This window comes from Herbaspirillum sp. 1130, assembly GCF_017833835.1.
In the GTDB taxonomy this organism is placed as follows: Bacteria; Pseudomonadota; Gammaproteobacteria; order Burkholderiales; family Burkholderiaceae_D; genus Herbaspirillum; species Herbaspirillum huttiense.
Genome location: NZ_JAFICQ010000004.1, coordinates 751,707 through 775,894 on the forward strand (window position 1 = coordinate 751,707; position 24,188 = coordinate 775,894).

The 24,188-nt window shown below is 63.1% G+C and carries 24 protein-coding genes; 5 read left to right on the top strand and 19 right to left on the bottom strand.

The window, feature by feature from the left end; genetic code table 11:
- Positions 1–53: 53 nt before the first annotated feature.
- The 3 genes from JOD78_RS21215 to JOD78_RS21225 form a co-directional block, all read right to left on the bottom strand.
- Positions 54–2,243 carry an ATP-binding protein gene (locus tag JOD78_RS21215; protein ID WP_209567608.1) on the bottom strand — a complete coding sequence of 730 codons (2,190 nt, stop codon included), beginning with the start codon at positions 2,241–2,243 and terminating at the stop codon, positions 54–56.
- A 15-nt stretch (positions 2,244–2,258) separates the two neighbouring features.
- Positions 2,259–4,475 carry a methyl-accepting chemotaxis protein gene (locus tag JOD78_RS21220; protein ID WP_209567610.1) on the bottom strand — a complete coding sequence of 739 codons (2,217 nt, stop codon included), beginning with the start codon at positions 4,473–4,475 and terminating at the stop codon, positions 2,259–2,261.
- Positions 4,476–4,603: 128 nt separating this feature from the next.
- Positions 4,604–5,188: a chemotaxis protein CheW gene (locus tag JOD78_RS21225; RefSeq protein WP_121043846.1), complete on the bottom strand. Its 585-nt coding sequence runs from the start codon at positions 5,186–5,188 to the stop codon at positions 4,604–4,606.
- A 95-nt stretch (positions 5,189–5,283) separates the two neighbouring features.
- On the opposite strand from JOD78_RS21225, the gene JOD78_RS21230 reads away from it, so the two are divergent.
- Positions 5,284–5,475: a hypothetical protein gene (locus tag JOD78_RS21230; protein ID WP_208328028.1), complete on the top strand. Its 192-nt coding sequence runs from the start codon at positions 5,284–5,286 to the stop codon at positions 5,473–5,475.
- Between the two features lie 161 nt (positions 5,476–5,636).
- On the opposite strand, the gene JOD78_RS21235 is transcribed toward JOD78_RS21230, so the two are convergent.
- Positions 5,637–5,789, bottom strand: coding sequence for a rubredoxin (locus JOD78_RS21235; RefSeq protein WP_006461975.1), 153 nt, complete (start codon positions 5,787–5,789; stop codon positions 5,637–5,639).
- A 98-nt stretch (positions 5,790–5,887) separates the two neighbouring features.
- Between JOD78_RS21235 and JOD78_RS21240 the strand changes: the two genes are divergently transcribed.
- Complete coding sequence (locus JOD78_RS21240) at positions 5,888–6,736, top strand: bifunctional hydroxymethylpyrimidine kinase/phosphomethylpyrimidine kinase (protein WP_039786906.1); 849 nt, start codon at positions 5,888–5,890, stop codon at positions 6,734–6,736.
- Between the two features lie 34 nt (positions 6,737–6,770).
- A complete protein-coding gene (hemL, locus tag JOD78_RS21245; RefSeq protein WP_134136565.1) occupies positions 6,771–8,054 on the top strand; it encodes a glutamate-1-semialdehyde 2,1-aminomutase in 1,284 nt (427 codons plus the stop codon).
- Positions 8,055–8,218: 164 nt separating this feature from the next.
- Here the strand turns inward: hemL and erpA are convergent, their stop codons facing one another.
- The 6 genes from erpA to rplM all read right to left on the bottom strand — a co-directional run bounded on the left by erpA (position 8,219) and on the right by rplM (position 11,924).
- Positions 8,219–8,584: an iron-sulfur cluster insertion protein ErpA gene (gene erpA, locus JOD78_RS21250; protein ID WP_008331898.1), complete on the bottom strand. Its 366-nt coding sequence runs from the start codon at positions 8,582–8,584 to the stop codon at positions 8,219–8,221.
- A gap of 73 nt (positions 8,585–8,657) precedes the next feature.
- The gene (locus tag JOD78_RS21255) at positions 8,658–9,053 is read right to left on the bottom strand and encodes a polymer-forming cytoskeletal protein (RefSeq protein WP_039786903.1); all 396 of its coding nucleotides are present in this window, start codon (positions 9,051–9,053) and stop codon (positions 8,658–8,660) included.
- 9 nt (positions 9,054–9,062) lie between these two features.
- Positions 9,063–9,767, bottom strand: coding sequence for a DUF6776 family protein (locus JOD78_RS21260; protein ID WP_121044014.1), 705 nt, complete (start codon positions 9,765–9,767; stop codon positions 9,063–9,065).
- A 23-nt stretch (positions 9,768–9,790) separates the two neighbouring features.
- Complete coding sequence (gene argC / locus JOD78_RS21265) at positions 9,791–10,828, bottom strand: N-acetyl-gamma-glutamyl-phosphate reductase (protein WP_121043852.1); 1,038 nt, start codon at positions 10,826–10,828, stop codon at positions 9,791–9,793.
- Positions 10,829–11,093: 265 nt separating this feature from the next.
- Positions 11,094–11,486 (bottom strand): 30S ribosomal protein S9, encoded by a 393-nt coding sequence (gene rpsI / locus JOD78_RS21270; RefSeq protein WP_006461968.1) that lies wholly within the window; start codon positions 11,484–11,486, stop codon positions 11,094–11,096.
- A 9-nt stretch (positions 11,487–11,495) separates the two neighbouring features.
- Positions 11,496–11,924 (bottom strand): 50S ribosomal protein L13, encoded by a 429-nt coding sequence (rplM, locus tag JOD78_RS21275; protein ID WP_013235788.1) that lies wholly within the window; start codon positions 11,922–11,924, stop codon positions 11,496–11,498.
- On the opposite strand from rplM, the gene JOD78_RS21280 reads away from it, so the two are divergent.
- Together JOD78_RS21280 and JOD78_RS21285 are read left to right on the top strand one after the other, a co-directional pair.
- Positions 11,923–12,312 (top strand): hypothetical protein, encoded by a 390-nt coding sequence (locus tag JOD78_RS21280; RefSeq protein ID WP_134136562.1) that lies wholly within the window; start codon positions 11,923–11,925, stop codon positions 12,310–12,312. The genes rplM and JOD78_RS21280 overlap by 2 nt on opposite strands.
- A 255-nt stretch (positions 12,313–12,567) precedes the next feature.
- Positions 12,568–13,026: an OsmC family protein gene (locus JOD78_RS21285; protein ID WP_134136561.1), complete on the top strand. Its 459-nt coding sequence runs from the start codon at positions 12,568–12,570 to the stop codon at positions 13,024–13,026.
- An 80-nt stretch (positions 13,027–13,106) separates the two neighbouring features.
- On the opposite strand, the gene coq7 is transcribed toward JOD78_RS21285, so the two are convergent.
- The 9 genes from coq7 to JOD78_RS21330 all read right to left on the bottom strand — a co-directional run bounded on the left by coq7 (position 13,107) and on the right by JOD78_RS21330 (position 24,050).
- On the bottom strand, positions 13,107–13,733 hold the full coding sequence (coq7, locus tag JOD78_RS21290) for a 2-polyprenyl-3-methyl-6-methoxy-1,4-benzoquinone monooxygenase (RefSeq protein WP_034329872.1): 627 nt from the start codon (positions 13,731–13,733) through the stop codon (positions 13,107–13,109).
- 96 nt (positions 13,734–13,829) lie between these two features.
- Positions 13,830–14,864 carry a dihydroorotase gene (gene pyrC, locus JOD78_RS21295; protein ID WP_121043855.1) on the bottom strand — a complete coding sequence of 345 codons (1,035 nt, stop codon included), beginning with the start codon at positions 14,862–14,864 and terminating at the stop codon, positions 13,830–13,832.
- A 230-nt stretch (positions 14,865–15,094) separates the two neighbouring features.
- The gene (locus JOD78_RS21300) at positions 15,095–15,823 is read right to left on the bottom strand and encodes an amino acid ABC transporter ATP-binding protein (protein WP_008331909.1); all 729 of its coding nucleotides are present in this window, start codon (positions 15,821–15,823) and stop codon (positions 15,095–15,097) included.
- Positions 15,824–15,907: 84 nt separating this feature from the next.
- Positions 15,908–16,603: an amino acid ABC transporter permease gene (locus JOD78_RS21305; RefSeq protein WP_039786895.1), complete on the bottom strand. Its 696-nt coding sequence runs from the start codon at positions 16,601–16,603 to the stop codon at positions 15,908–15,910.
- A 3-nt stretch (positions 16,604–16,606) separates the two neighbouring features.
- Positions 16,607–17,356 (bottom strand): amino acid ABC transporter permease, encoded by a 750-nt coding sequence (locus JOD78_RS21310; protein WP_121043858.1) that lies wholly within the window; start codon positions 17,354–17,356, stop codon positions 16,607–16,609.
- A 187-nt stretch (positions 17,357–17,543) separates the two neighbouring features.
- Entirely contained in the window at positions 17,544–18,491 is a 948-nt protein-coding gene (locus tag JOD78_RS21315) for an amino acid ABC transporter substrate-binding protein (protein ID WP_121043861.1), read from the bottom strand.
- Between the two features lie 928 nt (positions 18,492–19,419).
- A complete protein-coding gene (locus JOD78_RS21320) occupies positions 19,420–20,712 on the bottom strand; it encodes a Glu/Leu/Phe/Val dehydrogenase (RefSeq protein WP_209567612.1) in 1,293 nt (430 codons plus the stop codon).
- Between the two features lie 329 nt (positions 20,713–21,041).
- The gene (locus JOD78_RS21325; RefSeq protein ID WP_039786886.1) at positions 21,042–22,058 is read right to left on the bottom strand and encodes a LysR family transcriptional regulator; all 1,017 of its coding nucleotides are present in this window, start codon (positions 22,056–22,058) and stop codon (positions 21,042–21,044) included.
- An 87-nt stretch (positions 22,059–22,145) separates the two neighbouring features.
- Positions 22,146–24,050 (bottom strand): ABC transporter ATP-binding protein/permease, encoded by a 1,905-nt coding sequence (locus JOD78_RS21330; RefSeq protein WP_121043867.1) that lies wholly within the window; start codon positions 24,048–24,050, stop codon positions 22,146–22,148.
- Positions 24,051–24,188 lie beyond the last annotated feature (138 nt).

Consider the following 24,188-nt stretch of genomic DNA (forward strand, 5'->3'; position numbering starts at 1 on the left):
AAAGACGATGCAGGGGCAAATGGCAGGCGTGCCAGCCGCGCAGCCAAAGCCCGCTATTGTACGCCCGCCGCCCGGCCGCTGCCATCGACGCGGCGCGAGCCGGCCAGCAGCAGCGGATTGATGATGAGCACGATCTGCCCGTCCCCCAGTACGGTGGCCCCGACCATGCCGGCCAAGGTCGCCACCTGCGGCCCGACCGGCTTGACCACCACTTCGCGGCTGCCGCTGACGTGGTCGGCCATGATGACCATCAGTTCATCGCCGTTCTTGATGAGCAAGGCAAAGGCCGAACCGGCATCACTGGTGCCCGGCAGCGGCACTGGCGGCGGCTCGTCCAGCAGGACGTGCAGCGGATGCAGCAGCAGTTCCCGGCCATTGACCTCCAGCGTGCGCCGCGCCAGAGCCTGGCGCGCCTGGTCGCTGCGCAACTGGATGACGCTGTCGATGAGGGTGGAAGGAATGGCGTACTGCTGCTGCCCGTGATGCAGCAGGCAGACCTGCTGCACCGCCAGCGAGAGCGGCAGGTAGAGCGTGAAGAGCACGCCCTGGCCGGGCCGCGAATGCACCGTCATGCGCCCGCCCAGTGCCGCCACTTCGGCGCGCACCACATCCATGCCGATGCCGCGTCCGGCCAGGGCAGAGACTTGCGATTGCGTACTGAAGCCGGGTTCGAAGATCAGCTCGGCCAGGCGCGTTTCGCTCCACTGTTCCACGCCCGGCAATCCGCGTTGCATCGCCTTGTGGCGAATCGCGGCGAGGTCCAGCCCGCGGCCGTCGTCGCTGACGCGGATGACGGCTTCATTGCCCTCGTGCCCCGCCTGGATGCGCAGGCAGCCATTGGGCGGCTTGGCGGCCACGCGGCGCACCGGCGCTTCTTCGATGCCATGCACGGCGGCATTGCGCAACAGGTGCTCCAGCGGGCCCATGAGGCGTTCCAGGATGGCGCGGTCGATTTGCAGCCGGCAGTCCGACAGGTCCAGTACCAGTGGCTTGCCGGTTTCAGCCGCGACCTGGCGCACCAGGTGCTGCATGCGCGGCTCCATGCTGTTGAACTTGACCATGCGCGCATGCATCAGCTCCTGCTGCAGCTCGCGCGTGGTGCGGCCTTGCTGGCGCAGGCCTTCGCGGGTTCTCACCACCCGTTGCAGCAGCCGCTTCTGGCGCGCCACGGCAGCACTCAGGGCGGCTTCCATGGCCTTGGCCAGTTCGGTCAGACCGGTCGCGGCCTCGTCCCGGGGCTGCAGGCTGCCCTGCTCCCAACTGCGCTGCCATCGCTGCAGCTGCTGTGCCATGGCGTCCAGATCTTCACCCAAGAGGCGTGCGTCGCCCTGCAGGGCCCCGATTTCGTTGTCCAGCTGGGCACGACTGATGGAAACTTCACCTACCTGATTCAGCAGCTTGTCCAGCACGGTGGTACGGATACGGACCAAGGGCGCAGTCAGCCGCCCCTCTGCCGCTGCGGTGCCGGGCAAGGCGGAAGGGGCGGCCTGTGTGCCGGCTGCGGACAACGTGACCATGCCCTGTTCCAGCGTACTGAAATGCTCCACGGCCTGGTCATACAAGGCCAGCAGCGCCGCCACGCTCCGGGGGGCCGGGCTGCCCTCGCCGAGACGCTGCAGGGCTCCTTCCATGTCGTGCAGGCAGCGGCTCAGGTGCAAGGCCCCCACCATGCGCGCACTGCCCTTGAGCGTATGCAGCGGGCGCGCCAGTTCGGCCAGCAGACTGGCATCGACCGCACCAGGCTGTCCGCCCTCCGACAGCACCAGCAAGGTCTCGCCGATACCGGCGATGAGCTCTTGTGCTTCTTCCAGGAAGACCGGCAGCAGGAGTGGATCGATCAGCTCCGGTGCCTGCGGTTCGCTGGCCGGGGCAAGCGGGCCTTCCAGCTGGCTGGCCAGGGAATGGATGCCGGCTTCCAGCAGACTGCGGGTGCCTGCATGTGAGCTGCCATCGCTGCCCTGCTGCTGCAAGGTCTCCAGCAGTGCCGAGGCGGAGGAGGCAAAGGCAGCGGCACCGCTGGCACCGGCATAGTCACGCAGCGCCGCCAGCGTACGCAGGGCCAGTGCCGGCAGGCCGGGACGCGCTTGCTGCTGGTCGAGGCGGGCACACCAGGCGGCGCTTTGCTGGCGCACGATGGCCAGCAGCGGACGCAGGGTCTCGCGCAGACGCTCATCGCCCGCGCCGGACCGGATGCCGGATCCGGCCTGAGTCTGGACTGTTGCGTTGTCGGTACCGAGGATCATGGCAGCAGCACCGGCTCAGGAAACTTTGACGCGGAAACGCGAGACCGAGCTTTCCAGCTGGCGCGCCGCATCCCACAGTTCTTCATAGAGCGAGGCGACCTGTTCGCGGCTCTGCTCGATGATGTCGTTCTCGCTCAGGATGCCCTGGATCTGCTGGGCCACCCCATTGGCCGAGACCGCCTGTTCGCGGGTCGATACCGCCATGCCCTGGATCAGGTCGGCCAGGCGCTTGGAGACGCTGCGGATATCGGCCAGGGCGCTGCCGGCCGCGTCCGACAGCACGGCACCATCGGTGACGCCATTGGTGGATTTCTCCATGGCCACCACCACATCGCGGGTATCAGCCTGGATCATGCGCACCAGCGCGCCGATCTCGCGCGTGGCGGCGCTGGAGCGCTCGGCCAGGTGCTGCACCTCCTCGGCCACCACCGAGAAGCCGCGCCCGGCCTCGCCCGCCGACGCTGCCTGGATGGCGGCATTGAGGGCCAGCACATTGGTGCGTTCAGTGATATCCGAAATCAGGTCGGTGATCTCGCCGATCATCTGCGAGGACGCGCCCAAGCGCTTGATGCGCTCGGAGGTCTCGCGGATCTGCTCGCCGATGCCATCCATGGCCTTGACTGCATCTTCCACGGCACGCGCGCCGCGCTCGGCCACCACCACGGCGTGGCGGGCCACATCCGCGGATTCATCGGCCGACACCGAGATGCCGGTGATCTGGTTGGACATTTCCAGCATGGCCTGGGCGATGCGCTGGATGCGCCGGGCCTGCGCACGGGCAGCGGCCCCCAGCTCGGTGGTGGTGCCGCGCACGTGTTCGGAACTCCAGGCCACCTTGGCGGCCATCTGCGTGACCTGTTCGACCAGCCCGCGCAGGGCTTCCACGGTGTAGTTCACGGAATCGGCGATGGCACCGGTGACGTCGTCCGAGACCGTGGTGTGCACCGTCAGATCGCCATCTGCCACGCGCTGCAGCTCGGTCATCAGCCGCAGCACGGCGGCCTGGGTCAGGTGGTTGGCGCGCATGGCCTTTTCTTCTTCCTGCTGGGCCAGCTGGCGCTGCAGTTCGGCTTCCTGGCGGCGGGCTTCGGCGGCGGCGGCATTATTGCGGCTGCTCTGCAATTGCACCTGGGCGATGCCGATGGCACTGAGCAGGGCCATTGCCATGGCGCACAGCATGGCCCAGAAGGTCCAGGAGCGCGCTTTCAGGGCGACGCGGTAGGCATCCTGCAATTCGGTGAGGTGGCGTTTCAAGGTTTCGTTTTCCATGAACACCAGTTGCTCGGAACGCTTGGCCGCGATGAAATTCTGCAGGTTGCCGAGGATGCCGGCGATCTGCGGCTGGTATTCGCCGAAGACCCGCGTGAGTTCCTGCAGCTTGCTGCGCAGGTCAGCATCGGTGGCGGCGCGCAGGCGCAGCATCTCATTGCCTTCCAGCAGGCTCTTCAACAGGTCGCCAAAGGCGGTGATGTCCTTGCCGAGCATGAAGGCAGTTTCCGCATTGACGCCGTCGGAGGTGAGGAACTCATTGGAGCTGCGGCCCAGGCGCAGGGTCAGCATCACCAGCTGGCTGGCGGCGGCCATCTCGCGCGTGGTGGGCCGGCCCTGCGACTGCAGCATGGCGATCTGCTCGCTCAGATCCAGCATCACGGGCAGCAGCTGGTTGAGGCGCTTGAGCGTGGTACCGAAACCGGTCAATTCCTTTTCCATGCCGAGGATGGTCTCGGCGGCCAGATCGGTACGACGCCACATGCGGGCCACGTTGTCCAGTGCCGGCTTGAGCGCCGGATCGGGCAGGCCGATGTTCTGCCCTTGATACGGGCCGCCGCTGCTCAGCAGCAGCAGGCCGCGATTGAATTCGAGCCGGCTTTGCGCCAGCTGCACGAAGGCCTGGGGATTGCCCTGGATGGCATTGGGTACGGCCTTGCCAATGCGCTGGGAATGCATCACCAGATCCGAGGCCAGGTTGGTCTGCAATGTCGCCAGCAGGTACAGGCGCGCGCCCAGCCACATGAACAGGCACAGGGCCGCCAGCGACAGCGCCAGCACGCCCAGCAGCACCCGGGTCTGGGTACGCAGGGAATAACGGTGCAGCCAGGGCAGGCGCAGGCCAGGGCCGCCCTGCCCGGCCGACCGGCCTGGATCGTCTCCGGCCACGGCAGCGCTCCCGGTGCCGGCCCCAGGGGCGGCCGGGAACTTCTTTTTCGACAGATACGGCAAGGTCGGTTCCATGGCCGGCGTTCCTATTCCCTCTTTACAGATCTCGCAGATCTTCTGGATTTCTCAGGTTTTTCTGATTTTCAGGCCTGCAGCTGCAGTGGCTTGCAGAGGCCGCCTCGGCGTCGCTTGCGACACCGCTGCTAGCGGCCGATCTGCAGAAAACGGCTGTCCTGGCTCAGCAGCGACAGGTCCAGTTCATCCCATTGCTGACCACCGCTGTCTTTATAACGTCCGGCAAGGCCCAGCAAGGGAATTTCCGTATCGTAATTTTTCGATATTTGCGTCATTTCTGTGATGTCTCGCAGGCCCAATACCCTTGACACCAGCAAGCCGCATTGCGGTGCCAGGCCGTGAGCCAGCAGCAGGACGTGGCTGCTGCGGCCGATTTCCTGGGGGACGGCACCGGCCAGGCCCATGAGATCGGCCAGGCCGATCAGGCTGCCGCGGATGTTGAGCAGGCCGCGAAACCAGTCGCGGGTGGCGGGTACGGGGGTGATGGCAAGGCCGGACAGCGGTACGATCTCGCCGGCCTGAGCCAGCGGGACCAGATAGCAGTGTTCGCCCATGGCCACCGCCAGGCGGCGCGAGCGCATGCTTTCGTTGTCGGAAGCGGCCATGCGCGCCAGCAGCGAAGCCTGGAACTGCTCCAGTCCCTCGCGCTCCGGCAGGCCGGGAAAGCTGCGGGCGGCGGGCGCGTTGATGACGAAATCCTTGGTGTGTGGCATACCAGCCCTCATGAAGCGGTTAAGAAAGGCCATGCCGCCGCACGCTTGCGCGCACGCCGAAGCGGGCCAGCGGCGCGATGGCGGGGCTGGGCTCAATGGACAAGACCGTCGGGGGAGATGCCTTACAGGGGCCGGGCGGACGTCTGTGCGTCCTGTTATCCGGTCATGCGGGCAAAGCTGGTACTGCTCACGATTTTACCCAGAAAAGTTCGCTGCTTTTCCGCCCGGCAAAGACATGGCACCAGCAGGCAGAAAAAAATGATGGGAAAACGCGACGAAAACCGTGACAAAGCGAGAGTTTGATGTAGATCAAATCCCGTAAGGCGGGAAAACAGGAGGGTGAGCGGCAACTCCCGGCGAAGGAAGCGCCGCCAGCGTGCCGCCGGGCAGATGGCCGCGGGACGCAATGCCGAAGCCGTCGGCGGCGGTGCAGGCGATCAGGAAGCGATCAGATCGCGACCATCTCGAAATCTTCCTTGCGGGCGCCGCATTCCGGGCAGGTCCAGTTGATGGGCACGTCGTCCCAGCGGGTGCCCGGGGCGATGCCTTCTTCGGGCAGGCCTGCTTCTTCGTCGTAGATCCAACCACAGATCAGGCACATCCAGGTTTTGAATTCGGTTTGGCTGCTATTCGTCACGGCTGACTATCCCTAAAATCAATCAAGTAAAATGCTAAGTCAGCTATCTTAATCTACTCGACGTGCAAAACCAAACTCCTCCCCTCATCCTCAGCTTCGGCGCAGCTGATCCGGTCGGCGCCACGGGCGTCCAGGCCGATCTCGCCACTTTCGCCGCCATGGGCTGCCACGGTTTGTCGGTGGTGACGGCTTTGCTCATCGGCGACACCGCCCGCGTCGAAGACGTGCAGGTGGTCGACGTCGACTGGGTCGCCGACCAGGCCCGCGTGATCCTCGAAGACATGGCCGTGGCCGCCTTCAAGGTCGGTGCGCTGGGCAGCATCGAGAACATCTCGGTGATTGCCGAGATCGTCTCCGACTATCCCGACGTACCGCTGATCCTGGATCCCTTCATCAGTGCCCTGGCCAACCAGGAAGACGAGGATGATCGCCTGATCGCCATCCGCGAACTGCTGATCCCGCAGGCCACGGTGCTGATCTGCTCGGCCGGCGAACTGACCCGCCTGGCCGAAACCTGGCGCGAGCCGGTGCCGGGCGATGCGTTGGAGCTGGATGCGATGCGCATCATCGAAATGGGCTGCGAATACCTGCTGGTGACCAATACCCAGACCGACCTGCAGGAAGTGGCCAATTCGCTCTTCGACGAATCCGGCCTGGTGCGCCAGGATGCCTGGCCGCGCCTGCCGGGCTCCTTCGTCGGTGCCGGCAGCACGCTCTCGGCGGCCATGGCAGCGATGCTGGCCAATGACCTGGAAGTGCCGCTGGCGGCGTCCGAAGCGCAGGAGTTCACGCTGGCCGCGCTGGCCAATGCGCAGCGCATCGGCATGGGCAAGCTGCTGCCCGACCGCTATTTCTGGGCGCGCGAATCGGAAGATCCCGCCGATCTGGACGCGCCGCCTTCCATCAACTGATTCACTGCACCCGGACGGTATCGTCCGCACACTCATGACCAAGACCAATGCATCCCTGTTCGCCCGCGCCCAGCAAAGTACGCCGGGCGGCGTCAATTCCCCGGTTCGCGCCTTCCGCTCGGTAGGCGGCACCCCGCGCTTCATCGAACGCGCCGAAGGCCCCTGGTTCTGGGATGCCGAAGGCAAGCGCTACATCGACTACATCGGCTCCTGGGGCCCGGCCATCGTCGGCCACGCCCATCCGGAAGTGGTCAAGGCGGTACAGCAGGCAGCTGCACGCGGCCTGTCCTTCGGTGCACCGACCGAGGCTGAAATCGAGATGGCCGAAGAGATCATCAAGCTGGTGCCTTCCATCGAGCAGATCCGCCTGGTCTCGTCCGGCACCGAAGCGACCATGAGCGCGCTGCGCCTGGCCCGTGGCGCCACCGGCCGCGACAAGATCATCAAGTTCGAAGGCTGCTACCATGGCCACGCCGATTCCTTGCTGGTGAAGGCAGGCAGCGGCTTGCTGACCTTCGGCAATCCGACCTCGGCCGGGGTCCCTGAAGACTTCGCCAAGCACACCCTGGTGCTGGACTACAACAACGCCGCCCAGCTGGAAGAGGCCTTCAAGAATGCCGGCAACGAGATCGCCTGCGTGATCGTGGAACCGGTGGCGGGCAACATGAACCTGGTGCGTGCGTCGGATGAATTCCTGCGCACCATGCGCCGCCTGTGTACCGAATACGGCGCCATCCTGATCTTCGATGAAGTGATGTCGGGCTTCCGCGTGGCACGTGGCGGCGCCCAGGAATTGAACGGCATCGTTCCCGACCTGACGGCGCTGGGCAAGGTGATCGGCGGTGGCCTGCCGGTGGCCGCTTTTGGTGGCCGCGCCGAGGTGATGAAGCATCTGGCACCGCTGGGTGGCGTCTACCAGGCCGGTACCCTCTCGGGCAACCCCGTGACGGTGGCGGCCGGCATGGCGACCCTGAAGATCATCCAGCAGCCGGACTTCTACACCCATCTGACGGCCCAGACCCGCAAGCTGGCCGATGGCCTCGCCGCTGCCGCCAAGGCAGCCGGCGTGAGCTTCGCAGCCGATGCCATCGGCGGCATGTTCGGCCTCTACTTCGATGCCAAGGTGCCCACCAGCTATGCCGAGGTGATGCAGGGCGACAAGGAACGCTTCAACCGCTTCTTCCACAAGATGCTGGATGCGGGCGTGTACTTCGCGCCTTCAGCCTTCGAAGCCGGCTTCGTGTCGGCCCAGCACAGCGATGCGATCATCGAGGAAACCATCGCCGCTGCGGCCAAAGCCTTCATCGAACTGGGCTGAGGCTGGTGCGGGCAGTTCCGGTGGCGCCTGGCCGTTCCCGGAAATGCCCGCTGCACGGTGGGTCCAGGGCGATATGAAGGTTCTGGACATGAAAAAAGGACGCCGAGGCGTCCTTTTTCTTCATCTCCCCGCAAAGCTGCGCCAGGCGGGGAGTCTGGCAGCGCTTACACCGAGAACGAAGAGCCGCAACCGCAAGTGGTCGTGGCGTTCGGGTTCTTGATGACGAATTGCGCGCCTTCCAGGTCGTCCTTGTAGTCGATTTCGGCGCCCACCAGGTACTGGTAGCTCATCGAGTCGATCAACAGCTGGACGCCGTTCTTGCTCATGGTGGTGTCGTCTTCGTTGACGATTTCATCAAAGGTGAAACCGTACTGGAAACCCGAGCAACCGCCGCCCTGCACGAAGACGCGCAATTTCAGGTCGGGATTGCCTTCTTCCTCGATCAGCTGGGCCACCTTGGCGGCTGCGCTGTCGCTGAAGTTGATCGGGGCGGGCATGTCGGTTTGTTGCAGTTCGGCTACGGCATTCATTTCGGGCTCCTGCTGGGCTTGAGGCGGATCAATACATTAGATCGATAAAGCCATTATAAGCGCTTGCGGATTTTCATGCTTCCGACGATGCAGCCAGCTTCAGCACCGGCGTCTCCACCTGCTGGTCATGGCTGAGCTTGCCGGAGACCAGTGCCCCGCCATGCATCTCCAGCGCCTTGTAGAAGACATTGCCGGTAATGCGAGCCTTGGGCTGCAGCTCCAGCAGTTCGGTGGAGTGGACATCGCCGACGATCTCGCCGTTGACGATCAGGTGTGCCGCGCGCACCTCGCCGACCACCTTGGCGTGCTCGGAGATGACCAGCACGCTGGGCTGGCCGGTTTCGGCGTTGATGTTGCCGGTGATGGCGCCGTCGATGCGCAGGCCGCCCTTGAAGCCGACATCGCCCGTGATGCTGGTGGACATGCCGATCAGGCTGTCGATCGTGCTTTTGGTCTTGCGTGTAAACATGGAATCACCTCACAGATCTACCGACTGCTGGGCACGCACCTGGCCGCGGTCGAGAACTCGGACTGCCACCGACTTCACGATGGCACCTTCGGGAATGGTCAGCAGGCCTTCGACCCGCTGGTAATACTTGAATGCGAGCCGATAGCGCGCCTGGTCAGCGGAATTGCCTTCCGGGAAGTTGATGGTAACACCTTTGCCGCCCTGCACCATATTGACACTAAGCTGCAGGTTTCCTGCAAACTGTTGCGTTCCCCCACCACCTTGCATGACCAGCACGCGATAGCGCAGCTGGTTGGGCGCGGCTTGTTCGGCCTTGAAGCGCTGGATAGTGATGCCGGGTGCGCCCAGGTTGGTCGGCAGCAGGCTGTCGAAGAAGGCCAGATCTTCCTTCTGGCGGTTGATTTCCGCCTCCATGTTCTTGACCTGGGTCGCCAGCGTGGCTTGCGCCGTCTGGGCAATCTTCAGTTCATTTTGCGACGCGTTGGAGGCAGATTGCAAGCGCTCATTTTCCGCGGTCAGCTTCTTGACCTGTTCGCTCAGCTGCTCGATCTGCTCGCCGGCATCGCCATGCAGGCCGGGCAGGTTGTTGCGGCCGAGCTGGTAAGTCCAGACCGCCGCCGCCGCGCCCACGGCCACCACCGCTGCCCACAGAAGGATCAGCAGCGGCAGCGGCAGATGGCGCTTGATGGTCATCTTCGGCGCAGAAATCGTCATGCGCCGACGCCACAAGCGGTACTTCACGGCAGGACCGGGACCTGCTGCAGGCCGCTGGTTTCTTCCAGACCGAACATCAGGTTCATGCACTGCACGGCCTGGCCGGAAGCACCCTTGACCAGGTTGTCCTGGACCACCAGCACCACCACCGTGTCGCCATTGTCCGGACGATGCACGGCCAGGCGCAGCATGTTGGAAGCGCGCGTGGTGCGGGTCTCTGGATGCGAACCGAAGGGCAGCACGTCGACAAAGGGCTCGTCCTTGTAGGCGTCTTCGAACAGGGCCTGCAGGGCAGCGTTGTCGATGTCCTTGCTCAGGCGGGCGTACAGGGTGGAATGCATGCCACGGATCATCGGCACCAGGTGCGGCGTGAACAGCAGGCCGACCTTGTCGCTGGTCAGGTGCGACAGGCGTTCGATGGTTTCGGGCGAGTGGCGATGGCCGGAGACGCCATAAGCCTTGAAGTTGTCCGAGGCTTCCGAGAACAGCAGGCTCAGTTCCGCCTTGCGACCGGCGCCGGAGACGCCGGACTTGCAGTCGGCGATCAGGTGCGAGGCATCGATCACGCCGGCCTTCAGCAGAGGTGCGAAGCCCAGCTGCATGGTGGTCGGATAGCAGCCAGGATTGCCCACCACGCGCGCCTTGCGGATGGCCTCACGGTTCAGTTCGGGCAGGCCGTAGGCGGCTTCCTTGAGCAGGTCAGTGCAGCTGTGCGGCAGCTTGTACCACTTCTCGAAGGCGGCCACATCCTGCATGCGGAAGTCCGCGGCGAGGTCGATCACCTTCACGCCGGCGGCCACCAGTTCCGGGGCCTGGGCCATGGCCACGCCGTGCGGGGTGGCGAAGAAGACCACGTCGCAGTCGGTCAGGCGCGCCTTGTCGGGCGAGGAAAAGGCCACATCGACGCGGCCGCGCAGGGAGGGATACATCTCGGATACCGGCATGCCGTCTTCCTTGCGCGAGGTCACGGCCTCCACCCGGGCTTGCGGGTGGGTCGCAAAAATACGCAGCAATTCGACGCCGGTGTAACCGGTTCCGCCAACGATACCTACCTTGATCATGTCTGTTCCTTGCGAGAAAAGGCGAAGAGAAAACGCCGTGGCGGACGAGCGCCGGACGCGCGTGCAGGGCACGCTGAAAAGCGGTCAATTTTAGCAGGAGAATATTTCCCGCTGATTTCCGCTCGGACAGTAATTTCCGCAAATAGCCGAAATTATCGTCACACTACGAGACGTTGCGCAAGCAAGCCAAACCTGCAGCCGCAACGCATAAAAGCAAAAAGCCGCCGGCACAGATGCCGACGGCTTTCCGTAATACAAGAAACGATTAACGCTTCGAGAATTGCTTTGCGCGACGTGCCTTGCGCAGACCAACCTTCTTACGTTCGACTTCACGCGCGTCACGGGTGACGAAGCCCGCGTTCGACAGAGCCGACTTCAGGCCGGCGTCGTAGTCGATCAGGGCGCGGGTGATGCCGTGGCGAACAGCGCCGGCCTGGCCGGATTCGCCGCCACCGTGGACGTTCACCTTGATGTCGAAACGTTCGACGTTGCCGGTCAGTTCCAGCGGCTGACGGATCACCATCAGGCCGGTTTCGCGGGAGAAGTACTCAGCGGCGGGCTTGCCATTGACGATGATGTTGCCCGAACCTGCCTTGATGAAAACACGCGCCACTGCACTCTTGCGACGGCCGGTTCCGTAATTGTAGTTACCGATCATGTCTGTTCCTTAGAGGGCGAGGGGTTTCGGTTGCTGCGCGGCGTGCGGATGGTTGCCATCTGCATAAACCTTCAGCTTCTTGATCATGGCGTAGCCCAGCGGACCCTTGGGCAGCATGCCCTTGACGGCCTTCTCCAGCGCACGGCCGGGGAAACGCTGTTGCATCTTCAGGAAGTTGGTTTCGTAGATGCCGCCCGGATAACCGCTGTGGCGGAAATAGGTCTTCTCAGTGGCCTTGGTGCCGGTCACGCGCAGCTTGCCTGCGTTGACGACGACGATGAAGTCACCGGTATCGACGTGCGGAGTGAATTCGGGTTTGTGCTTGCCGCGCAGTCGGAGTGCCACTTCGCTGGCAACACGTCCGAGGACCAAGTCCGTCGCGTCAATCACGAACCACTCGCGCTGAACCTCATGGGCTTTAGCGGAAAAGGTCTTCATGTTTGACTTTCTCTATCAGTATATAAACGCTCAAATGGCGGTTCCGCTCATGCGGGCCAGCCGGCGGATGCCTGCTGTCCTGGGTACTTCGCTTCGCGGACTCATCCTTTTATCTTCCCGAGCGCATGGGAAAGCCGGCAAGTATAGCCTTTTCAAGGACTTAGCGTCAAAAGGTTTCGGGGGATTGTGGCGTCAATCCGGCAATTTGCCGGGGTTTTATCGCTGGAAGACTGCATTTCATTGCCGGTGGCACAACTTTGCGTCGCACTTTGGCCAAGCTTGGCGAAAAAAGGACAAAAAAAACCCGGACACTGAGGTTCCGGGTTTAATCCACACCAATGAGGAGGGTGGAGGAGACATCGTTACGTGCTGCAAAAACTTCCGTTGAATTCAATATAGCAAAGCGGTTTGTGCAACGCAATAACGCGAGGCGAATAAATTTGTAACTGTCTGCAAGCGGCGTCACTGCTGGGTTACAAGTTGCTGAAAGCACAGTGGAAACGCGATAGATGAATATTCATTCGACAATTTTTCCGCAGCGCAAAAATCACGGAGCTTCACATGCCCTCCCCTGCACCGGCTGCAGGTATGCGCGTCAAAAGCTACAATACGCAGCTTCATTGAACCGATTGGGACGAGACAGATGGAATGCACAGTACGTTGGACCGGCTTGTCCGGCATGACCTTCACGGCGGAAACCGGTTCGGGCCACCTGCTGACGATGGATGGCGCGCCCGATGGCGGCGGCCGCAACCTGGCCCCGCGTCCGATGGAAGTGGTGCTGGCCGGTACCGGTGGCTGCACCGCCTATGACGTGGTGGTGATCCTGCGCAAGAGCGGCCAGGACGTGCGCGGCTGCGACGTGACCCTCAAGTCCGAGCGCGCCGAGACCGATCCCAAGGTGTTCACCAAGATTCATTTCCACTTCACCGTGCGTGGCCGCAACCTCAAGACCAACGTGGTCGAGCGCGCCATCAAGCTGTCCCACGACAAATATTGCTCGGCCTCGATCATGCTGGAGAAGACGGCCGAGATCACGCACTCCTTCGAGATCATCGACGACCTCACCGATACGTCCTCTGCAGCCGTCCAGCAGCAGTAAGATCCGGATACAGGATGCAGCAAGAAAAAAGCGGCCGAGGCCGCTTTTTTCATGTCCGGCGATCCGGCTGTCTTCCGGATTCAGATCCGGTAAGCCACCGTAGTCATGACCTTGGCCATGGCCTTCATCAACCCGCGCACCGGCGCCGGCACCTCGGCAGCGCCCAGGTCACGTGCGGCCTGGCCGTGCTCGATCTCATCAAGACGCATCTGGTCGACGATGGCGCGCGAGCGGTTGTCCTGGGCCGGCAGCTTGTCCAGGTGGCCCAGCAGGTGGTGCTCGACCTGGCGCTCGGTCTCGGAGACGAAGCCCAGGTTGCGCGCATCGCCCAGCCGTGCGGCGATGCTGCCCAGCACATAGGCGCCGCCATACCACAGCGGATTGAGCAGGCTGGTATGCGACCCCAGTTCGCGCAGGCGTTCGGCGGTCCAGGCGAGGTGATCCTCTTCCTCGATGCCGGCGCGCCTGAAGGCCGCTTTGATATCTTCCGTCTGGGCGAAGCGGCCCTGGGCGTCGTAGAGCGCCTGGGCACAGACCTCGCCCACGTTGTTGACCCGCATCAGCCCGGCCGCGTGGCGCTTCTCGGCCTCGTTCATGACACCGTCCGGCAGGCCGCGCCCCGGGTTGGGACGGCTCTCGAACACCACGCCGCTGATCACGCGCAGCGCCTTGTCGAAATCGGTAATCAGTTCATCGACGACTTGCATACAGCTCGCCTTTCTCTCGTTGTGATGGACATCCCGGCCGCGCCGCCTGGGCGCGCGGACCGGGGACGAAGGAATACGGCTGATCCCTGAAACGGATCAGACCATCTTCCAGTGGATCTGTTCGCCCGCCGACAGCGGCACCACCGTGGCATCGCCCATGGGCAGCTCGGCCGGGATGGCCCAGGTCTCGCGCTGCAAGGTGACGGTGCCGGTATTGCGCGGCAGGTTGTAGAAGTCCGGACCGTTGAAGCTGGCGAAGGCTTCGAACTTGTCCAGCGCACCGGCGCTGTCGAAGGCCTGGGCATACAACTCCAGCGCATGCAGCGCGGTGTAGCAGCCGGCGCAGCCACAGGCGTGCTCCTTGGCCCCCTTGGCGTGCGGGGCCGAATCAGTACCGAGGAAGAACTTGTCATTGCCCGAAGTGGCTGCCGCCACCAGCGCCTTGCGATGGGTCTCGCGCTTCAAGACCGGCAGGCAGTAGTAGTGCGGACGGATGCCGCCCTTGAAGATCTCGTTGCGGTTGAAGAGCAAATGGTGCGCCGTGATGGTGGCGGCCGTCGGGCCTTCGCCGGCCAGCACGTAGTCGGCCGCTTCCTTGGTGGTGATGTGCTCGAAGACCACCTTCAGTTCCGGCATGGCCTGGCGCAGCGGCTTCATGATGCGCTCGATGAAGACCGCTTCGCGGTCGAACAGGTCGATCTCGGGATCGGTCACTTCACCATGGACCAGGAAGGGCATGCCCACTTCCTGCAGCACCTCCAGGGTCTTGTAGCACTTCGACAGGTCGGTCACGCCGGCGTCGGAGTTGGTGGTGGCACCGGCCGGATAGAGCTTCACGGCCTTGACGAAGCCGCTTTCCTTGGCACGGCGGATTTCCTCGGGCGGGGTGTTGTCGGTCAGGTAGAGCACCATCAGCGGCTCGAAGGACATGCCTGCGGGCAAGGCGGCCAGAATGCGATCGCGATACGCACCGGCCTGCGCGGTGGTGGTCACCGGCGGCTTCAGGTTGGGCATGACGATGGCGCGTGCGAACTGGCGTGCCGTATGCGGCAGCACGTCCTGCATGGTGGCGCCGTCGCGCAGGTGCAGGTGCCAGTCGTCCGGGCGGGTGATGGTCAGTACATTGCTCATTGCGGATCTTTCGGTCTTGGAGTGGTGTCGGTCTGAGGATTACGGATCAGGCAAGGCATCCCGGCGGATGCGGGCTGTGGAGAGCCAGCCGCGATGTCTTCAAGGGCGACATTCTACCGTAGCCGTCAAGCACCCCGGAGGGCAAGCCCTGACCCGCTTTTGACCTGGCACAAACGACAAGGGCCGCCCCGTTGCCGGGGCAGCCCTTGCCGCGATACCAATCTGCGCGATCAGTGGGTGATGATCTTGGCCAGGAAGTCGCGTGCGCGTTCCGAACGCGGCGAGGCGAAGAACTCATCCTTGGCGCAATCTTCCACGACCAGGCCCTTGTCCATGAACACAACACGGTTGGCGACCTTGCGGGCGAAGCCCATTTCGTGGGTCACGACCATCATGGTCATGCCTTCCTGGGCCAGGCCGACCATGACGTCGAGCACTTCATTGATCATTTCCGGATCCAGCGCCGAGGTCGGTTCATCGAACAGCATGGCGATCGGGTCCATCGACAGTGCGCGGGCAATCGCCACACGTTGCTGCTGGCCGCCGGAGAGCTGGCCGGGGAACTTGTCCTTGTGCGCCAGCAGGCCCACGCGGTCCAGGTACTTCAAGCCCTTTTCAGTGGCCTCTTCCTTGGAGCGGCCCAGCACCTTGATCTGGCCGATGGTCAGGTTCTCGCGGATGGAGAGGTGCGGGAACAGTTCGAAGTTCTGGAACACCATGCCGATGCGCGCACGCAGCTTGGACAGGTTGGTCTTGGGGTCGCCGACGGAGACGCCATCGACGGTGATGGTGCCTTTCTGGAAAGGCTCCAGGCCGTTGACGGTCTTGATCAGTGTGGACTTGCCGGAACCGGACGGGCCGCACACCACCACCACGTCGCCCTTCTTGACGGAGGTCGAGCAGTCGGTCAGGACCTGGAAGCTGCCATACCACTTGCTGACATTGTTGAGTTCGATCATTTGATTCTCCTGGATTTCTGAATTCTGGATTCACTGGCCGCCAGCCTGGCGCGACAAAGCGCGGGCGGCGGCCGTCAAAAACATTTAGCGGATGATGGCGATCTTCTTCTGGAAGCGCTTGACCAGTTGCGACAGGCCAAAGCTCAGCACGAAATACACCACGGCCACGAAGAGATACATTTCCACCAGGCGGCCATCACGCTGCGCGATCTTGGAAGCGCTGGTAACGAAGTCCGGCACCGAGCCCAGCACGTAGACCAGCGAGACGTCCTGGAACAGCACGATGGTCTGTGTCAGGAGGATCGGGGTCATGTTGCGGAAGGCCTGCGGCAGCACCACGTTGCCCATCATCTGCCAGTAGTTCATGCCGATCGCATAGCCGGCGAACACTTGCCCGCGCGGAATGGACTGGATGCCCGAACGCATGATCTCGCAATAATACGCGGCTTCAAACAGGATGAAGGTGATCAGGGCCGACTGGAACGCACCGACCTGGATGGGTTCGGAGGCACCAATGATCCAGGCACCGATGAAGGGCACCAGGAAGTAGAACCAGAAGATCACCAGCACCAGCGGAATGGAGCGGATCAGGTTGACGTAGGTGGTCGCGATGAACGACAGCGGCTTGTTGGACGACAGGCGCATCATGGCCAGCAGCGTGCCCAGGATGATCCCGCCCAGCATGGCCGAGAAGGTCAGGATGAGCGTGAACTTCAGGCCGGTCGTGAAGAGGTAGACCCACGAGCGCTGGATGACGTCGAAATCGAAATTGCTGAACATGGATCAATGCCCTCCTGCGCTGGTGCTGCCGCCGGTGATGTAGCCCGGAACGGCGGTGACCTTTTCCAGCAGGCGCGCCATCAACAGCGCGATCACGGAAATGATCAGATAGATGATCGTGGCACCGCTGAGCGCCTCGAAGGTCTGGAAAGTGAATTCGCGCATCGAGTAGGTTGCGGCAGTCAGTTCCACCAGGCCGATGGTCAGTGCCACCGAGCTGTTCTTGATGATGGCGGCGAACTCGTTGGTCAGTGCCGGGATGATGATGCGGAAGGCCATCGGCAGCAGCACGTAGCGATAGGTCTGCACCGGGGTCAGGCCCAGGGCGGCACCCGCCATGCGCTGGCCGCGCGGCAGCGCCTGAATGCCGGTGGTCACCTGCACGGCCACACGGGAAGAGGTGAAGAAACCCAGGGCCAGGGTCGCGGTCACGAAGGACGCATCCGGCAGGCTCTTGATCCAGTCACCGATGGCGCTGGGCAGCAGTTCCGGCACCACGAAATACCACAGGAACATCTGGACCAGCAGCGGAATGTTGCGGAACAGTTCCACGTAGCCGTTGGCAATGCGCACCACCCAAGGTTTGGTGGTGGTCCGCAGGGTACCGAAGATGGTGCCCAGGATCAGTGCCATGATCCAGGCGCAGGCGGCTGTGGCCAGGGTCCATTTCAGGCCCGCCAGCAGCGTGTCGATGTAGGGAATGCCATCGGGAGACATCTCCCAGAAGATTCCCCAATTCCAGTTGTAATGCATAAATGGCCTCGTCTGTGGTTCGAAGTCTGTGTTCTCGGGCGCGGTCACCAGGCAAATGCCGCGCCGCTTCTTGTTGGTTCAGCGCCTTGGCCACCCCGGCATTGCCGCAAGGCAAGCGGGACAGTTCCGGCTAAACAAAACGGGGGACAGGCCCCCGTTTCGTTCGATTGCACGAAGCAATGCGCTTTTACTTCTTCTTGCCCAGGTTCTTCTGCGCTTCCGGCACGACAGCGTAGGCAGCCGGATCGTAGGAGTCGGTCGGCTTGGCCAGAACGGCCTGCAGCTGCGGGCTCATCGGCACGTTCAGGTTGACACCCTTGGGCGGGATCGGCGACTGGAACCACTTCGCGTAGATCTTCTTGATGTCGTCACCCTTGTAGACCACGGTCAGGGCTTCGTCGACGACCTTCTTGAAGTCGTTGTCGCCCTTCGGCAGGATCAGGCCGTACGGCTCGACCGACAGGGCTTCCGAGGAAACCTGGTAGTCAGCCGGGGCCTTGGAGTTGGCGGCCAGCGAGGACAGCAGGATGTCGTCCATCACGAAGGCGGCGGCACGGCCGGTTTCCACCATCAGGAAGGCTTCGGCGTGGTCCTTGGCAGCCAGGATGTTCATGCCCAGGTTGCGTTCGGCGTTCAGTGCGGTGATCTGCTTCAGGTTGGACGTACCGGAGGTCGAGACCACGGTCTTGCCCTTCAGGTCATCCAGCGTCTTCAGGTTGGCCGACTTCTTGGACAGGAACTTGTTGGCGGTCACGAACTCGGTCACCGAGAAGGCCACCTGGTTCCAACGTTCCTGGTTGTTGGTCGCGGAGTCGCAGGAGATGTCGGTGGTACCGTTGGCGATCAGCGGGATGCGGGTGGCCGAGGTCACCGGCACCATCTTGATGTTCAGCGAGGTCAGGCCCAGCTTCTTCTGGATCGCGGTCGCGGCCTTCAGGCACAGGTCGATCGAGTAGCCCTGGTAGGACTGCTTGTCGTCCAGATAGGAGAAGGGAATCGACGAATCGCGCACGCCCAGCGTCAGGGTGCCCGAGTCCTTGATCTTCTTCAGACGGCCGGTGAATTCCTCAGCATGCACCGAGCTCATCAGTACGCTTGCCCCAACCAAAACCCCTGCTAGCTTCAATAACTTCATTGTGTGACCTCCTGGAAAAATTTTTTACGTAACGGTTCAAATGGCCTGGTAGCGAATCCGCTTGCGCGCTGCCCCTACCGGGCTGGCCGGCCGTATTGACGAGCCTGTTATTGTTCTCTGCCGTGTCGCCTATTCTGTGTGCTAACACAGTTCTTTGCCAGCTTTGTTTGCTCCACCACTGGCGATCTCTGGCGATGACCACCCCCTCGGTGAAGCGCAGACTGGCAAATTACCCGAGCGCAACTGTCGGCGGGCGCATTGTACGACATATGCCGCCCGGTCTGGCAATCCGCAGAAACCCTCATGGCGGCGGTACCACGATCCGACGCAATGAGGAGGGTTTCGCACCTCGCAGGAAGCCCTGAAGAGGACGTCGGCAGCACGGCAGCAACCCCATTCCTTTCAGCAATATCCATGCCAGAAACGCCATCCGCACGCAGCACGCGAGCGCATGGGCGTGCTGCGGCAGGCAGCATCATGACAGCGGTGATCGGGGAATGGACAGAAGCCGGAGGCACCAGCGCAGAGCCAGTGTGGACGCCGCTTGCAGGGCGATATGCAGAAACGTGCAGGGAAGAATGGAAGCCAGCGTCAGTGCGGCGAATGCGAGTGCGACAAACGTGAAGAGACAGGTCAAAACCACACCGTCCGATAACGTGCACGACATCGGCATGACAGGCCGCAGCAGCCCGTGCCGGATCATCCGCACATGCGGCAGCGCCCGGCATGTTGATGCCGGGTCCGTCACTGAAGATCTTGCGCCGCAAGGCTGGTTGGCCTGCGGTGCGCATGCGCACAGCAACCACGTCTCCTCCGAACCAGAGTGCTCTGGAATCATGCGGCCGACGGTCTGTGGCGCAGTGCGCCGCCGTCTTTGGCCGTGGTGGCCCGGTGCTCGCCGGACCGTTTTTTTTACAGCATCACTGCATCACGGATACAGGCCGCGCATTTCACGCGCCTGCAGCACGCGGGTACACGCCACGATGAAGGCCGCGGTACGCAGCGACACGTTCTTCTCGTCGGCCAGCTGCCAGACGGCGGCGAAGGCTTCGCGCATGATGCGGGTCAGGCGCAGGTTGATTTCGTCTTCGGTCCAGAAGAAGCTGGAGAAGTCCTGCACCCATTCGAAGTAGCTGACCGTCACGCCGCCGGCGTTGGCGATCACGTCCGGCACGATCAGCACGCCCTTGTCGCGCAGGATGTCATCGGCGGCCGGGGTGGTCGGGCCGTTGGCGCCTTCCAGGATGATCTTGGCCTTGATGTGATTGGCGTTGGCTTCGGTGATCTGCTGTTCCAGTGCGGCAGGCACCAGAATGTCGCAGTCGACCGACCAGAATTGGGCGCGGTCGGTGATTTCATCCGCACCTTCGAAGCCCTTGACGCTGCCATGCTTGGCCACGTAAGCCTGCAGTGCCGGCACGTCCAGGCCACCGGCATTGAAGACGGTGGTCACGTGATCCTGCACCGCCACCACTTTGGAACCGGCTTCAGCGAACAGGCGCGCAGCGATGCCGCCGACGTTGCCGAAACCTTGCACCGCGACCTTGGCATCCTTGATGTCCATGCCGCGCTTGGCAGCGGCTTCGCAACCGACCACGAAGACGCCACGGCCGGTGGCTTCATGGCGGCCCAGGCTGCCGCCCAGGGAGATGGGCTTGCCGGTGACCACGCCCGAGGACGTGCTGCCCTGGTTCATGGAGTAGGTATCCATCATCCAGGCCATGATCTGCGAATCGGTGTTCACGTCCGGCGCCGGGATGTCCTTGTTGGGGCCGATGATGATGCCGATCTCGCTGGTGTAGCGGCGCGTCATGCGCTGCAGTTCGCCACGGGAGAGCGTCTTGGGATCGACACGGATACCGCCCTTGGCACCGCCATAGGGCACGTTCACGGCGGCATTCTTGATGGTCATCCAGGCCGACAGGGCCATCACTTCGGACAGCGTCACATCCTGGTGGAAACGCACGCCGCCCTTGCCGGGACCGCGCGAAGTGTTGTGCTGCACGCGATAGCCCTCGAAGTGGGCAATGGTGCCGTCGTCGCGCTCGATGGGCACGTCGACCACCAGGATGCGCTTGGGACGCTTGAGGGTTTCCACCCAGCGGGCCAGCGAGCCCAGGTGGGGCGTGACGCGGTCGATCTGTTCGAGATAGACGCCCCACGGACCGATGCCGTGCGGGACGAGATAGGAAGGCACTTCGTGATTAGGTACGTTCGACATGATGCAATCGCTCCTTTGGATAGCCGTGCTGTTCAAAGACAAAAGGCCTGCAAATTCCGAAAGTCCGCCAGGCATGTTACTCCGTCGGCAGCGGCCTGCAAGCCGCACCACAAGGCGCGCAAGAAGGCGGCGACGGAGGCGCGCCCGCCAGCGCGGCGCGGGCTGCGCCTGCTGGAAATTCGTGCCTGTCCGATTCAGCGCCGCCATCGTAGCCAGCCGCTCAAAACAACGCTAATGCTTTGTGAGCATGCAATTATGCAGCGCTTGCATAACCTTTGAAATCCCTTGATGGATAAGGGATTGCGCCATTTTCACCTGTTAATTTTTGATCAGGAATCGCGTTTTTCAGCCGTGCGCGGACTTTTTCCGCCAGCCCCCTTGGAACGCTCCCCACGTTCACCGCGCTCGGCCTTTTCCTGCCGCTGCGCATCCAGCTCCACCAGGTATTCCCACAGCCGCGCCACCAGCGCCTTGCCGGTACGCTGGGCAGTCGGGCGCTCGCGATACAGCCGGATTTCCATCTCCACTTCCCACTCCCCGGTGGGCCCGTCGGTGCGCGCCAGCTGGCGGTTGCGCACTTCGCGCAGCACCGAGGATTCCGGCAGGAAGGCCACCCCATGGCCCTCCAGCGCCATCATCTTGAGGCTTTCCGACATGTCGGTCTCGTAGTGCTTCATCAGGTGCAGCGGGCGCTTGGTATCGGCCATCATCAGCTCCACCATGCGGCCCAGGTAGGCATTGCTGGTGTAGGAGAGGAAAGGCACGGGAGCCTTGGCGCTGCCGGGGAAGACGTAATCGGGCTTGCCGTTGCGGTCGCAGCGCGAATACGGGCGCAGGGTTTCGGTGCCCATGGTCAGCATGTCGTAGCGGCTGGCATCGAGCTGCACCGGCTGGCGCGGATGGTGATAGCACAGCAGCAAATCGCAGCCGCCTTCGACGATGGTCATCACGGCATCGTGGACATTGAGCGCGATCAGGCGCGTGTTGATGGAGCCGAAGCCAGACTCCAGGGCGCTCAGCCACTTGGGCATGTAGGTCAGCGACAGCGTATGGGGGACGGCGAAGTCGATGGTGGTCTGCGCCGTGGGCCGCTTGCCGCGCAGCAGCGCGCGCGTGTTGTTGATCTGGCCCAGCATGGCCACGGCCTGTTCATAGAAGACTTCACCGGCGGCCGTCAGGCGCGTGGGATAGGAGGTGCGGTCGATCAGGTCGGTGCCCAGCCAGGCTTCCAGCGACTGGATGCGCCGCGAGAAGGCCGGTTGCGTCACGTGCCGCAGCTCCGCCGAGCGACTGAAACTGCGCGTTTCCGCCAGGGAGACGAAATCCTCAAGCCATTTGCTTTCCATTGCCCGCCCACTTCCCGTTCTAGGTCGAATGCGCGAATTGTGCCGCTGTGCCCGCGCCGGCGCAAGCTGCGCGCGCGGGCGAGGGCCTCAGCGACGCTCGGCCGGCATCAGCACTGTCGGTTCGGCACCAGGCTCGGCCACCGGTGCCACGTCCTCCGGCTGCGGCACCACCGAACCGCCCTCCTCTTCCGCGCCGGCCTGCTGGCGCAGCCACATCTGCGCATACAGGCCATCGGCCATCAGCAGCCCGGCGTGGGTGCCGCGTTCGACGATGCGACCATGGTCCATCACCAGGATCTGCTGCGCATTGACGATGGTGGAGAGGCGATGCGCAATGACCAGCGTGGTGCGCTCGCGCGCGATCTCTTCGAGCTGCTGCTGGATGGCCTGCTCGGCGCGTGAATCGAGGGCCGAGGTGGCTTCGTCGAAGATGAGGATGGCCGGATCCTTGAGCAGGGTGCGGGCGATCGCCACACGCTGCTTTTCGCCGCCCGACAATTTCAGTCCGCGCTCGCCGACCATGCTGGCGTAGCCATCGGGGAGCGACTCGATGAAGTCATGGATATAGGCCGCCTTGGCCGCTGCCACGATCTGCTCGCGCGTGGCCCCCGGCTTGCCGTAGGCGATGTTGTATTCGATGGTGTCGTTGAAGAGCACCGTGTCCTGCGGCACGATGCCGATGGCCTGGCGCAGCGAGGCTTGCGTGACATTGCGCAGGTCCTGGCCATCAATGCGGATGGCCCCTTGGTCGACATCATAGAAGCGATACAACAGGCGCGACAACGTCGACTTGCCCGAACCGCTATGACCGACCACTGCCGTGGTGGTACCGGCCTGCACCTTGAAATCCACATCGAAGAGAATCTGGCGATTGCGCTCGTAGCTGAAGTCGACATGCTCGAAATGCAGCTCCGCGCCCTGCGTCTTCAAGGGCTGTGCACCGGGCCGGTCGGCCACTTCGCGGTTTTCTTCCAGCAGAGAGAACAGGCGTTCCATGTCGGCCAGGCTCTGCTTGATCTCGCGATAGAGCACGCCCAAAAAGTTGAGCGGAATGTAGAGCTGGATCATGAAGGCATTGACCAGCACCATGTCGCCCAGCGTCATGCTGCCATCGATGACGCCGGCGATGGCGCGCCACAGGATGAGCGTGACGGCGATGGCGATGATGGCCGACTGCCCGGTGTTGAGCAGCGACAGCGAACTCTGCGATTTGACGGCCGCGCGTTCATAGCGCTGCAGGCCTTCGTCATAGCGGCGCGCTTCGAATTCCTCGTTGCCGAAATACTTCACCGTCTCGTAGTTGAGCAACGAATCGATGGCGCGCGTGTTGGCATGCGAATCCAGTTCGTTCATGGTGCGCCGGAAATGCGTGCGCCACTCCGTCACGGTGATGGTGAAGAGGATGTAGAGCACCAGCGCACCGGCCGTGATGAGCGAGAACCAGATGTCGTAATGCGTGCTCAGGTAGGCCAGCACCAGCACGATCTCGATGATGGTGGGCAGGATGGAGAAGAGCGTATAGGACACCAGCGTGGAGACACCGCGCGTGCCGCGCTCGATGTCGCGCGTCATGCCGCCGGTCTGGCGGTTCAGGTGGAAGCGCAGCGACAGCGCATGCAGATGGCGGAAGACCTGCAGTGCGATGGTGCGCACGGCGCGCTGCGTGACGCGGGCAAACATGAGTTCGCGCAATTCGGTGAAGAGCGCCGTGGCCAGCCGCAGCGCGCCGTAGGCCACCAGCAGGCCGAGGGGCAAAACCAGCAGGGCTTGCGGATGCGCGGGCGTGATGGTCATGGCATCGACCAGTCTCTTCAGCACCAGCGGCACGCCTACGTTGGCCAGCTTGGCCCCGACCAGAAAGGCCAGCGCCAGCATCACGCGCCACTTGTAGGTCCACAGGTAGGGCAGCAGCGTGCGGACGACTTCCCAGTCGCCACGCTGGCGTTTGATGGGGGCTTGCGATGAGGAGGCGGAATTGGGGTAGCGGCGCATGGGCGGGTCGGGTTGAAAGGGGTCGGGCACGGCAACACAGCAGGAGGGCAACATCCGATACACTAGGCCGTTGCCGCGCCTGCGGGCGCACAGCAGCAAACCCGAATTATAAGAGCCATCCCGGCGCGCCGCCGGACA